We start from the raw sequence: 13087 nt of genomic DNA, 5'->3' as shown, positions 1-13087 counted from the left end.
TTACCTCTCCCACCAAATGAGATTTGTTAGCTTTGGATATTTACATAAATCCACGCTATCACTAGATACTATATCGCCATTGTCAAATTCTACGCATTCTATGCCTTTAGAATCTAAAAAGAGTCTTTGTATCCTTAGCCCTAAAACATTTGCCATAGTATGCAGTATATCAAAGTCTTTTCTATACCCGCTCATATCTAGGCTTATAGTCTCGCCTTTATTTAGGGCTTTTATGAGTTTTCTTGATTTGCGGTAGTCAATGATTGAATCTTTATCTAGCACATACTCGCAGTTACTTAAACTTTCCTCATAAGATTCTAACTCATAATATCTAAAAGCACCGCCTCCTTTAAAATTTATCATCTTTGAAAGAGATGATCTTCTTTGTTTATCAACAGCACAAAATTCAATATCACCAGCCAAAACATTTTTTATTCTACCAAGCAATCCTAATCTATGCTCATATTGTTTAGTATCTTTATTAAATACTCGATATTTCTCATAGAAATGTTCCCCCATTTCTACTCCTAAATATTTCCTATTAAATTTGTGAGCAACAGCTAAGGTTGTTCCACTACCTGCGAAAAAATCCATCACGATATCATCTTGATTTGAACTAGATTGTATTATTCTTCTTAACATATTTTCAGGCTTTTGAGAACTATAAAAAGATACATTTTCACTAACTCTCATTTCAGACTGAGTGAAAGAATATAAATCATTCCAAATATCGCCTAATGGATATATTTTCTCATCTTTTATATCAATATCTTTATAATCCAATTTGCCATTGCTCCATTTTTCAATCTTGTATTCATAATCGATTATCTTTTTTGGGGATTCTATTTTAGGAATCCCTATCAAATCAAGCTGTCCCAAATTTAATAAAGATGTATTTCTATTTGGTTTCCATAATTTATTAAAAATACTATTTTCTTTTTTACAAAAAAGAATAGTTGAACTTTTCAAAACAAAATTATTTCCAAAGCTTTTGTAACCAAATAAATCAGCTTCATCGTCTTTGGTAGCATTTGTATCAAATGTAATCTTTTTATGCTCCATATCATCGAAAAATTCATTAAAAAGCTCTTTACCTCTGTAATCAGCATTTTCATCTAAATGCAAATAAAAACTTCCTCTATCACTTAAAAATTCTTTCGCTAATTCTAAGCGATTTTCCATAAGGGTAAGCCATGTAGAATCTTGAAATTTATCTTTATACTCAAAGTCGCTTCCTGTGTTAAATGGTGGGTCGATGTAGATTAAATCCACCTTGTTTTGATACTTTGGCAGCAAGGTATTGAGAGCTTGAAAATTATCACTTTTTATCAGCTCACCATTGAGGGTAGATTCTATATCCTTAAAAGAGCTTAGAATCTTGTATTTTGTCGTTTTACTAAAATGTTTGGTATCAAGGGGTAGAAATTTATACTTTTCATCACTAATATTTTTGATTTCAAAATATTCATCTACTAGCTTTAGCTCCTGCCATTCTTTTAGCTGTGCTTTAAAACCCTCATCGTTGATGATAGAATCTAATAAGGCAGAATCTATCCTATCAAGGCTAAAGACATACTCCACCCTCTTAGCAAATTTTGGCTTACACCATATCGCCTTTAGCTCCTCTTCAAAATCTGCGATGAAATCAATTATCTTAAAGGCTACTCTTTTTAGGGTATTTAGTTCATCGATTTTTTCTTTACTCCAGTGCGTAAGCTCATCTACTGTGTGCTTAAAGAGCCATAGAGAAAACTGCTCCTCTAAAAAGGCTTTGGCATTTTTATGGATAAAAAAATCTATCTCATTTTGTCTTTTATAAGAGTTTAGAATCTTTTTTATCTCCTCTTCTTTAAGCATAATTTTCTCATTTTTTAAGGCTTTGAGAAAGTCCTCACTTAACTCCGTGCTATTTTGCTTAAATACAGGGGGAAGGTCTTTTAAGCTTTCTTTATCATTTAGCACATAGATTCTTATATTTTCCTCTATTGTAAATTTAAAAATAGCCTTGTTTTTGGCATTATCAGCATTTGGGGCAAAATAGCTTGTATCAAAGATAAAAGTGTATGCAAAATCCTCGCTTGTAATCTCTGCATCGTGGTAAATTGTATCGGATTTGACATAGTAGAGGTTTTGAGTTTTATAAAAAAGGCTTGTGTCTTTTGAGTTGGTATAGACTTTAGCATAGATGTTTTTATGCATCGGCGTATCGTAGAAAAAGGGCGTGCCTGTCTCGTTGAGATAGCTTGAAAAGAAATTATAGAGCTTGGTGTAGATATTGTGATTTAGCTCCTCTTTTTCTAAGAGGGTTTTGATATGCTGAAAATACTTTGATTTCATTTGCAATAAATTGATAAAGCCACTCTTTTTGAGGGCTTCCTTTGATAGTGAATCTTGTGAGCCCGAATCCTGTGAGCCTAAATCTTGCGAGAACAAATCTTTTGCATCTTGTATCTGCACACCAAGATAGCTATTTTCTAGCTGTGATAAAAAGGCTTGTTTGTAGTCCATATCCTTACTTCCTTAATAGTTTTGCTTATATTATTTGTTTTTGCCTATGTAATTTTTACATTTTTTAGCTTTTTTTGCGCTTTTTTGCTAGATTCTAGATTCTGTAAATATGTCATATTGAGCGAAGCGAAATATCTAAGGATTCTAGAATCTCTAAAGAGTCTTCATATAGTCATTGCAAACTTTGCTATGTAAAGTTCAGAATCTCATTTCACTTTCTCCCGTCCTCTAGCACTTTAGAATCTCCATTAGAATCTATTTCAAGCACGACATAAGGTAAGCCTTGCTTGTTTAGCTCACGCATAAAGGGGTCGGGGTCGTTTTGCTCCATATTCCACACACCGCTTCCATTGTTAGAATCTATGCCTTGATACTCCCCACCTTGAGGCATATCGGCATTCAAGGCAAGTCGCTCTTGTACGTAATTAGATTCTGTATGTTTAGATTCTTCGCTTCGCTCAGAATGACGATTATCAGATTCTGCAATTCTAGTATCTTGCGTAAGAGATTGCTGTGTTTTAGAATCCACACCACTATTTTGGCATTCTAAGATTTTAGATGAGAAATCGTTGTTATCAAGCGAGGGGTGCAGGGAGTTACCTTGAGGGTAATGACCAAGCCCCGAGCGTAGATTCAATGATTTATCGCTAAAAGCTGAATGCCCCCCCAAAGACGAATTTTTAGACGCACCTACGCCCCATTTTCCCTCACATATCAACTTTGCTCCTATCATCGCTGGCACTCCTGTGGTGTAGCTTACCCCTTGTGCATTTACCTCTTTATAGCACGCCTCATGGTCGCAAATGTTATAAATATAAAACGTGCGTTCTTTGCCCTCTTTCACGCCCTTTATATAGCAACCGATGTGTGTTTGTCCTTTGGTGCGGGGCGCTAAGGAGGCTGGGTCTGGTAAAAGTGTCTTTAGCACTTGGATTGGCACGATTTTTTGCCCATTATGCTCCACCTCATCAACGCGTAAAAGCCCGACATTTTCAAGGCATTTCATATGCGTTAAATAACTCTCGCCAAAGGTCATAAAAAAGCGAATTCTGCGTAAGCCTTTGATATTGCGTATCAAAGATTCTAGCTCCTCGTGATATAAAAGATAGCTATTTTTCACGCCTACTTCAGGGTATTCCCACTCTTTCATTAACGCTAGAGGTGCCACATCTTTCCACTGCCCACCAAAATAGTTCTCGTTTTTCAAATCCTGCGTGTTGGATTCTAGTTTAAAATGCTTTTCCTCTCGCTCAAATTTGCGGTAAATTTCATCTTTTTTTAAGTCAGGATTTAGGGCTAAATTTGCTTTTATGTTAAAATCTAGGCTATTAAGTTTGTTTAAAAGCTCTGCTTTTGTGATAGAAAAATGAATGATGGCAAAGTCTCTGCCACTTGAGTCTTTTTCGCTCCTACCAAGCTGCTTAAAGCCTAGTTTTTGATAAAATTTCAAGCCTCTTTCATTTTGCTCGTTGCAATCTACCAAAATTTCATCTTGCTTAGCAAAAAAGGCATTGCAAGCCTCTAAAATCAGCCTTTTACCTAGTCCTAGATTAAAAAATTTAGGGCTTGCAAAAAGCATTTCAATCATCTTTTCGCTCACGCCGATAAAACCTGCAAACTCACCTTCTACCTTTGCTACAAGGATATTTTGTAAAGATGAAAAGGCAGCTTTTACCTCCTGTTTTATCTCTACAATGTCGCTATCTTTTAGGAAAAAATGCGAGGCTCTAACTGAATCTTCCCAGATTGTAAGCATAGAATCTAGCATAGAAGGCTCATAGGGAATAATGCTTATTTTATCTCCAAGATACTGACGCCTAGAATCTGTGTTACAAGATTCAGTAATTCTAGTATCTTGCGTAAGATTTGAATGTTTTTCAAGGTGAGGCGAAGGGAGTTTATTAGACATAAATGACCGAGCCGAACCGCCGAAATCATTCAAAGATTGCGTAAGAGACGAATTACTAACCCAATAACGGGCTTTTGAACTCACTTCGCGTAAATTAATCTCTGGATTAAAATTCGTAGCAAAGGCATAGCCGTGATCCCCTGCATTACAATCCAAAATATCGATAGTATGTATCTCATCAAAATAATGTTTTTGTGCATAGGCACAAAAGACATTCGTAACTCCCGGATCAAAGCCGCTGCCAAGTAGGGCAAAAATCCCTGCTTGTTTATAGCGTGTATCATACGCCCACTGCTCTTTATACTCAAAGTGTGCAGAATCTGGATGCTCGTAATTTGCAGTGTCTAAGTAATGTGTCTTTGTCTCTAGGCAAGCTTGCATAATACTTAAATCCTGATAGGGCAGGGCGACATTTATCACTAAAAATGGCTTGTATTTTTTTATAAGGGCTACAAGTTCAGCCACATTATCCGCATCCACAGAATCTACTTCTATATCTCCTAAGCCCTTAGCCTTGATAGAATCGGCTATCGCCCTGCATTTTGCCACATTCCTAGAGGCTAAAACAATGCGAGTAAAAACATCTCTATTCATAGCCATTTTGTGTGCTACCACACCGCCAACGCCACCAGCACCGATTTGCAATACACAAGCCATATAAGTCTCCTTAAATCTCATAAATTTATAGAATCTAATAGCGGATTATAGCAAGGTTTTACTGAATTTGCCCGCGAGCCTTGCGCACATCACGCCCTGCTATTTTTAAGAATGTATGGTTTATAATACGCCAAATTCGCATTGGAGTTAGGTGTTATGCAATCCACACAATCCCCCAAATCCACAAAACCCAAATACATCTTCGTAACTGGTGGCGTGCTAAGCTCGCTTGGCAAGGGCATTACCTCTTCTTCTATCGCCACGCTTTTGCAGCACAGCGGGTTTAATGTCAGTATCTTAAAAATCGATCCCTATATCAATGTCGATCCGGGCACGATGAGCCCACTAGAGCACGGCGAGGTGTTTGTGACGAGCGATGGGGCAGAGACGGATTTAGACATCGGGCATTATGAGCGATTTCTCAATAAAGACTTCCATAAGACAAACAACTTCACAACAGGGCAGATTTATCTCTCCGTCATCGACAAAGAGCGCAGGGGCGAGTATCTGGGCAAAACCATTCAGATAGTCCCCCACATCGTCGATGAGATAAAGCACAGAATCCACCTCGCAGGCGCGCAGAGCGACTTTCTCATCGTCGAGCTTGGCGGCACGGTGGGCGATATGGAGGGTATGCCCTACCTAGAGGCTATGCGTCAGCTCAAGCACGAGCTAGGCTCTAAGCAAGTCATTAGCGTGCATGTTACGCTTATCCCGCTTATCCGCGCCGCAGGGGAGCTAAAGACTAAGCCAACCCAACATAGTGTCCAAGAGCTGCGCCGCATAGGGATTTCCCCACAGATTCTCGTGGCGCGTTGTGAGCGCACACTCGATAAGGAGCTAAAGAAAAAGCTAGCTATGAGCTGTGATGTCGATGATGATAGCGTGATTGTGGCAAAGGATTCACAGAGTATCTACAAATGCCCGCTAGATTTGTTGCAAGAGGGGATTTTGGTGCCTATCGCGCGCCGTTTTAATCTAGGCGAGCTAAGTCCCAATATGGACGAGTGGGATATGCTTGTCAAAAAAATCATCTCGCCCAAAGACAGCATTACCATCGGTTTTGTGGGCAAATACCTCTCGCTTAAAGAATCTTATAAATCCCTCACGGAGGCACTTATCCACGCTGGGGCGCATATCAACACACGCGTAGAGATTTTGTGGATAGATAGCGAGAGCCTCCAAAATAGCGCGCAAGAAAGCGCGCAGGAGGGGGGCAAATGCGCGCTTGATGAAGTGGATTCTATCCTGATCCCGGGGGGCTTTGGCGAGCGCGGGATAGAGGGCAAGCTCCAAGCGATCAAATACGCGCGCGAGCGCAATATCCCGCTGCTTGGAATCTGCCTTGGTATGCAGCTAGCCATCATCGAGTATGCGCGCAATGTCCTAGGCATAGCCGAGGCGAACTCCACGGAATTTGATAAAGAGGCTAGAGAGCCCATCATCTATCTCATCGAGGATTTTATAGATTCACAGGGCAAAAAGCAGGTGCGCACGCACAGCTCCCCTATGGGCGGCACGATGCGCCTAGGCGAGTATGCCTGCGCTATCAAAAAGGGCAGCAAACTCCACGCCGCCTACAAGCAAGATTGCATCAAAGAGCGTCATCGCCATCGCTATGAGGTCAATCCCGCCTACAAGCAGAGACTAGAGGAGGGCGGTATGCTCATCAGCGGCGAGTCTAATGGGCTTATTGAAGCTATCGAGCTTGCAAACCATCCGTGGTTTGTCGCGGTGCAATTCCACCCAGAATTTACCTCAAGGCTCAAAAACCCAAATCCCATTATCCTAGAATTTTTGCGCCAGAGCCTAGCGCATAAGAGAGTGCATTGAAATACCTTAGCAAATCCCAGATACGCGAGATTCTCTCACAACGCGATTTGGAGCGTGGCATAGCGGGGCTAGCGGACTTGCCACTGCCCCATAGGCTAAAAGGCGTGCCAGAGGCTGCAAAGCTCATCGCCACGCATATGCAGCGAGATTCAAAGATTCTCATCGTGGGGGATTATGACGCTGATGGCGTGAATGCGAGCGCGATTATGCAGGGGTTTTTTGAAGCTTTAGGCTATGCGCATTTTGAAGTGGTTTTGCCCAATCGCTTTAGCGATGGCTATGGGCTTAGCGTGAATCTCTTAGAGCGGCTTGAGGCCCCCAGACACTATGGGCTTGTCATCACTGTGGATAATGGCGTGAGTGCCTTTGAGGCGGGCGAGTTTTGCAAGGCGCACAATCTCGCACTTATCATCACCGATCACCACACGCCCCAAGATTCACTGCCCACTTGCGATGTGCTCATCAATCCCAAGCAAGAGGGCTGTGGCTTTCCCTTTAAAGACATTTGCGGGGCGATGGTGGCGTGGTATCTGTGTGCGGGGATTAAGCAAGAGTGTGGCGCGCGCATCGATATGGGCGCGTTTTTGCCCTTTGTGGGCTTAGCTACGCTTGGCGATGTGATGCCGCTTGTGGGGATTAATAGAATCGTAGTCAAAAAAGCCCTGCAGATTCTGCGCACCTCCGATACGCCCTTTGCACAGGTGCTACGCCAGAATCTAGGGGCGATAAGCGCGCAAACGCTAAGCTTTAGCCTCATTCCTTTGCTAAATTGTGCGGGGCGCGTGAGCGATGCGCGCGTGGCGTTTGAGTTTCTCACGCTAAAAAGCCTGCCCCAAGCCCTGCAGGTTTATGCCCAGCTCCAATCCCTAAACAACGAGCGCAAAGCCCTCCAAGCCCAAACCCTCCAAAAAGCCCAAGATTGCCTCACGCAAAGTGACGCGTTTGTGTGTGCGATAGGGGAGTGGCATATCGGTGTGGTGGGGATCGTGTGTGCGAGGCTTGCCCAAACGCACCAAAAGTGCGCCTTTGTGCTAAGCGATGGGGGCGATGGGGTGCTCAAAGGCTCGGGGCGCGCCTATGGCGGGGTAAATCTCATACAATCTCTCCAAAAAGCCCAAGGGCTAAAGCCCCTTTTGCTCGAGTTTGGCGGGCATCAGGGCGCGGTGGGGCTGCAGATTCACAAAGATGATTTAGATGAGTTTATGGAGATTTTGGATAGATGCGTAGTGAGGGAGGCGCAGGGAGAATCTAGCGCGGTGCTAGGCTATGTGCGCGCCGATGATATCGATATGGAGCTTTTTGCTCTCCTAGAGGAGTTTGAGCCCTTTGGCGCGCACAATCCCCTGCCTCACTTTATGTGTGACGATCTTAGGCTACTAGATTCAAAGCCTATGGGCAAAAACAAAGAGCATTTGCGCCTAGAATTTTGCGCTCCTAGCGGCAGGAGGCTCTATGGCGTGGAGTTTTTTGCTAGCGGAGTTTGCGCGCAGGAGTGGTGCTTTGCCCTCGCGTATGATAGGTATTTCCAACGCCTATGTTTGCAGATAGAGGGCTAGTATGCCTTTTGTGTGTGAGGAATACACCATAGAGCAGCCGCTAAGGGCGTTTGTGTTTTTGGTGCGCGCACTAGGGTTTAGCCCAAAGGCTGCACAAAGGCTTATCGACAGAGGCAGAATGACGCAAAATGGCGTGAGGGTGCTCAAAGCACAAGAAGTGCAGGGCAGGGTAGAGATCGCGCGCTTTGTGCCGCAGGATTTGGGCTTAGCGCCGCTTTTTGTGCATAGGGATTTTTGCGTGTATGACAAGCCACATCATCTGCTCACCCACCCCAAGGGCTTGTATGCGCACCCTAGCCTTAATGACGCGCTAAAGAGCACCTTTGGCGTGCAGGCAAACCCTATCCATAGGCTAGATTCACTCACAAGCGGGCTTGTGGTGTGCGCGCGCCACTCACGCAGCGAGCAGGAGCTCAAAAATCTCTTTTTGCACCAAAAAGTGCAAAAGACTTATACGGCAATCGTGCGGGGGATTGTCAAAGACGATGAGCGCGAGATTTGCGCGCCCATTCTTACCCAAAAGGGCGGCGGGGATTTGAGCATACGGAGTGTGATCTCGCCTATGGGTAAGAGCGCGAGGACGCGCATTAGGGTGATTGAGCGCGATTTGGCGCGCGATCGCACGCTCATAGAGGCACGCCCGCTCACGGGGCGCACGCACCAAATCCGCGTGCATTTAGATTCTATCCAGCACCCTATCGTGGGGGATTGTCTCTATGGCGTGAGTGATGAAATCTCGCGATTTTTTTTAGAATCTAGCGCGGGGGAGAGGGAGTTCGTGCGGCTTTTGGGTGCGCCGCATTTGATGCTCAATGCCTCAAGGATTGTCTTTCGCTACGATGATAAGGAGTTTTGTATAGATTCTGTGCTGCGCGCGGGGCTGCTTGCGTTTTTTTATAACACGAGTTTTGATCACACAAGCGAGCGCGTATGCCGCTAAATGCCCTAGCAGCCTATACCCTAGAGCGCAAGATTCTGCCGCGCCGCTATGGTATCACTCCGGGCAAGAGCTTCCTATATGGCGCGCCGCGCTCGGGCAAAACCTCCCTAGCCCTGCAGTTTGCGCTTGGGTTCAAAAAGCCTATTTATATTGATTTGGCTCGGATACAGGGTGAGGAGGTGCAGGGCTATCTGCTGAAAATGCACCTAGAGAAAAATGTCGATGCGCTTGTGCTGGATAATTATCAGGGCTCTATCGCGCTGCCAAATATCCCAAATATCGTGCTTATAGGCGATAGGCGGCACTGCCCAGCGGGGTTTGGGCTCAAGCGTATTTTGCCGCTGTGTTTTGAGGAGTTTGTGAGCTTTGATAGCAAAAATCTCTCACTTAAGGCACTTTTTAACGCGTTTTTAAAAAGCGGCAATCTCCCAGAGATTCAGGAGTTTGGGGCGTATAAGCGGCTTGAGCGGCTCTATGAGGTTGTGCGGGTGGGATTTGGCAGTGATAGCGAGATGTTTTTGGCACTTTTGGCTTTTCAGTCCCAAAACGCCACGCCACACAGAATCTACGCCCAGCTAAAGCCCATAATGAAGCTCTCAAAGGACAGAATCTACGCTAGGCTTGCGCAGTGGCAGGAAAATGGCGTGGTGTTTTTCCTCCCGCACGCGCACAAGACTAATGCCAAAAAGCTCTATTTTGCGGATTTTAGCCTTTCGCATTTAAGCCACCATAGCCTTGCCGCGCAGCTAGAAAATATGCTTTTTTTGGAGCTATTAAAGCTTAGCGAGCAGGGCGGGGGAGTGCTAAGCTATGGCGATAGCGGGGAGTTTTTGTATCAAGATCGCGCGTTTGTGAGCATTCCCTTTGCGACACAAGAGCTCATAGGGCGCAAGATTCACAAAATCCCTGCCAAGGAGATTTGTATCATCACGCTGAGCTTTGAGGGCGAGGGCAGAGTGGGGCAGAGGCAGTGGCGCGCGATGGATTTTATTGACTTTGCGCTTGGGGAGTGGATTGTGTAGATTGTGCTTTGGTTAGAAGTCAGCCTAAGGGATTGTAAATCATTGCAGAATCTAAGGAGATTCTAAAAAAGCAAAGACAGAATCTAAACTCCAAAAACCTTACAGAATCTAGCGTAGATTCAGAATCTAGAGCATTTACAGAATCTAAATCTAAAACAATTACGCAATCCCACTTCAAAAACTTTGTGCAAGGCTTTGCCAAATATCAAATAATGTGGTGTGCGGTAGCACGAGCCTAGCGCAATTGCAAAATTGCGCCATTTTTGCGGAGCAAAAATCAAATCAATGTGGAAGTGCGTCAGCGCAAACCGACACTCGCCCTTGTCGTGGTGGCAAAGCGTAAGCTTCTTTAGAAAAATGCGTTAAAAAAATGCAGGAGTGCATTTTTAGCATTTTTGACTAGACAAGGAGATAGCGAGGCTCTCTCCTGCCGAAGGCTTGCAAGCAAAGCGCAGCAAAAACAGCGGCGGCTTTTTCGGGGCTGGGGAGAGCGGGGAGAGGGGAATACCCCTTTTTGCGAAAAAACAAAACAATACACAGAATCTAGAAAATATCCGTGAGAATGTGAATCTAAGAGGCTAGATTCTAAGTTTTGATTGGATTCTATTGCTATAGATTCTGCTTAGGCCTCGTGCTACCGCACGCATTATTATTGGTATCGCACAAGTTTTTTGAAGTGGGGGGAGCTGTGAATTTGTTTTAGATTGTGAATCTGTCTCTAAAAGCTCACGCCTAGCTTGCCCCTTGGCACATGTGGCTGCGTAAGTTTGCTAAAAAGCTTCGTTTTCTAAAAAATCTTTGCTCTGAAAAATTTGGAGCAAGGTTAGCACACAAACTAAGCGTGCCTTTACAAAAATCCACAAATCTGCGCATTGTAAGCCTGCGGGGAGTCCTTTTCCACACAAAGCCAATTTTCTCTAAGACTGTAAGCCCCCTAGGGCTTAAAAATCATAGCGCATCTCTGCGCGTGCCTTGCTATAAGTCACATCGCCCAGATTTTGCCCATAGTAGGCGGTGACACTCACTCTGCCGACTTTGTAGCCAACCGATGGCGCAATCTCGTGGAATGTGATCCCCTTGCCACTTTGTGCCCTAGTGCGATCTGCTGCAGATAAGATGGCCTCTATATATGGATAGCTATTATCCCCACCTACGAGCGAGTAGTCTAGCCCTATCTTCCAAGCTTTGGTAAGTCCATACTCTAGCGCGAGATAGCCCACCTGTATGCTAGAGTCAGTGCGTCCGCCCGCACCCATAAAGCCAAAGCCATCATTAGTGGCATCCCAGCTATCCCTCCAGAACTTCCCAGCGATATTTATCCCGCCTATGTGATCAAGCAGAGTGCCATAGCCATCGCCAAAGCTCCCCAGATAGCCGAGCTTAAAAGAGAAAGGATTTTCTTTGTTTTTGTAACCAATTTGGAAGTTATAAAGCCCGCGGCTCTTTGCCCAATCTTGGTTGGCAAAGCCGCTGTATTTATCCACGCCTTGCCCATCATTTGGACTTAGCGTAAAGCCCCAAGTGGTGTTGGTGTAATCCCCCTTGCCTGTCATAAAGTTCGCATCATCTGCCATATCCGCTGCTGAGACTTGCCCTAGCACATAGAATCCGCCAAACTCGTATTTGGCCTCACCAAAGGCCATATAGTTAAATAGTCTATTGATATGGGCTAAAGAGACATTGTAGCTAAAGCCCCCGAGATTCTCCCCGCCTAATGAGAGGCTGATGAGATCGTTGCCCATAGAGCCTTTGCTAACCTCAGAGCTCCCCAGAGCTACGCCATTCTCTCCGCGGAGGTTGTAGATGACATGGCTTGTGATCCAGCTATCATAGAAGTTTAGGGCGAGTTTTGTTTTGTCCATTTGGATTTTGGCGATAGCACCCGTGCCTATATCTGTATTTTTATCGCTAAAGATAGGATCCATAGAGATCCGCCCAGCGCGAAACTCGGCTTTGGTATCCTCGCCCTTTAGCTCCTTATTAACCGAGAGTTGGGAGATACCAAATCTGTCGTTAAACGCTCTACCCACAACCACTGCCATACTCCCCTGTGCGGCGCCATTTGTGTTGCTCACATCTGTGGGAGTTGAGCTTCCGTAGTTAAACATTAATCCTGTGGTGAGGCTCCACCCATCGACTTTGCCCGAAGTGAGATCGATTCTAAATCTGTGCTGCTGATCCGCGCCGCTATCGCCGGGCCCATCAATCGTGGTAAATCGCATACGCGCAAAACCCTTAGCCTCCATGCCTTCAAAAAAGCTGCTCGCTGCCTTTTTACTATCGCTTGCTTTACTATCGCTTGGCGCGGGGGCTTGCGCACTCTGTGGGGCTTGCGCGTATTGAGCAGCCTGCGCGCTTGGTGCCTCATTGGCGGTAAGCAAACTCACACTAAGCAATCCTGCTAATGCTAGGCAAATTTTGTTGTTCATTGTTTTCCCTTGGTTGAATTTTGAGGACGGGAAAATTCTAACGATCCAATTTAAGATGCGTGTGTAGGGTGCGTAAGGATTGTGTAAAGTGTGCTAAAAGTGCGGCTTGTGCTACCGCATGCATTATTGTTTGTATTTGGCAAAGCCTCGTTCAGGTTTTCTAGCGTTGTGGATTCTGTAAATTGCTTAAATTCTGAATCAGTGGGGGATAAAATCTAAGGTTTTGAATCTAG

At 44.6% G+C, this 13087-nt stretch carries 8 protein-coding genes; 4 read left to right on the top strand and 4 right to left on the bottom strand.

What is annotated here, in order from left to right:
• Positions 1 to 2508 (bottom strand): DNA methyltransferase, encoded by a 2508-nt coding sequence (locus tag ACH2BK_RS04555; protein ID WP_395002262.1) that lies wholly within the window; start codon positions 2506 to 2508, stop codon positions 1 to 3.
• A 211-nt stretch (positions 2509 to 2719) separates the two neighbouring features.
• Positions 2720 to 5074 (bottom strand): GNAT family N-acetyltransferase, encoded by a 2355-nt coding sequence (locus tag ACH2BK_RS04550; RefSeq protein WP_395002261.1) that lies wholly within the window; start codon positions 5072 to 5074, stop codon positions 2720 to 2722.
• 156 nt (positions 5075 to 5230) lie between these two features.
• On the opposite strand from ACH2BK_RS04550, the gene pyrG reads away from it, so the two are divergent.
• The 4 genes from pyrG to ACH2BK_RS04530 are packed head-to-tail and all read left to right on the top strand — an operon-like array spanning position 5231 to position 10425.
• Positions 5231 to 6907: a glutamine hydrolyzing CTP synthase gene (gene pyrG, locus ACH2BK_RS04545; RefSeq protein WP_395002260.1), complete on the top strand. Its 1677-nt coding sequence runs from the start codon at positions 5231 to 5233 to the stop codon at positions 6905 to 6907.
• Positions 6904 to 8463, top strand: coding sequence for a single-stranded-DNA-specific exonuclease RecJ (recJ, locus tag ACH2BK_RS04540; protein ID WP_395002259.1), 1560 nt, complete (start codon positions 6904 to 6906; stop codon positions 8461 to 8463). Before pyrG ends, recJ begins: the two co-directional genes overlap by 4 nt.
• Before the next feature lies 1 nt (position 8464).
• A complete protein-coding gene (locus ACH2BK_RS04535) occupies positions 8465 to 9403 on the top strand; it encodes an RluA family pseudouridine synthase (protein ID WP_395002258.1) in 939 nt (312 codons plus the stop codon).
• A complete protein-coding gene (locus tag ACH2BK_RS04530; RefSeq protein WP_394998207.1) occupies positions 9394 to 10425 on the top strand; it encodes an ATP-binding protein in 1032 nt (343 codons plus the stop codon). Before ACH2BK_RS04535 ends, ACH2BK_RS04530 begins: the two co-directional genes overlap by 10 nt.
• Positions 10426 to 10444: 19 nt before the next feature.
• Here the strand turns inward: ACH2BK_RS04530 and ACH2BK_RS04525 are convergent, their stop codons facing one another.
• Positions 10445 to 10603 (bottom strand): hypothetical protein, encoded by a 159-nt coding sequence (locus ACH2BK_RS04525; protein WP_394998209.1) that lies wholly within the window; start codon positions 10601 to 10603, stop codon positions 10445 to 10447.
• A gap of 763 nt (positions 10604 to 11366) precedes the next feature.
• Positions 11367 to 12854, bottom strand: coding sequence for a hypothetical protein (locus tag ACH2BK_RS04520; protein WP_395002257.1), 1488 nt, complete (start codon positions 12852 to 12854; stop codon positions 11367 to 11369).
• Positions 12855 to 13087 lie beyond the last annotated feature (233 nt).

The organism is uncultured Helicobacter sp. (assembly GCF_949282165.1).
Classification (GTDB): Bacteria; Campylobacterota; Campylobacteria; order Campylobacterales; family Helicobacteraceae; genus Helicobacter_F.
This window is presented reverse-complemented; position numbering and strand designations above follow the sequence as displayed.

Coding starts and splice junctions, on each gene's coding strand:
- ACH2BK_RS04530 (WP_394998207.1), top strand. CDS start 9,394: ATGCCGCTAAATGCCCTAGCAGCCTATACCCTAGAGCGCAAGATTCTG.
- ACH2BK_RS04550 (WP_395002261.1), bottom strand. CDS start 5,074: ATGGCTTGTGTATTGCAAATCGGTGCTGGTGGCGTTGGCGGTGTGGTA.
- ACH2BK_RS04555 (WP_395002262.1), bottom strand. CDS start 2,508: ATGGACTACAAACAAGCCTTTTTATCACAGCTAGAAAATAGCTATCTT.
- ACH2BK_RS04520 (WP_395002257.1), bottom strand. CDS start 12,854: ATGAACAACAAAATTTGCCTAGCATTAGCAGGATTGCTTAGTGTGAGT.
- pyrG (WP_395002260.1), top strand. CDS start 5,231: ATGCAATCCACACAATCCCCCAAATCCACAAAACCCAAATACATCTTC.
- ACH2BK_RS04535 (WP_395002258.1), top strand. CDS start 8,465: ATGCCTTTTGTGTGTGAGGAATACACCATAGAGCAGCCGCTAAGGGCG.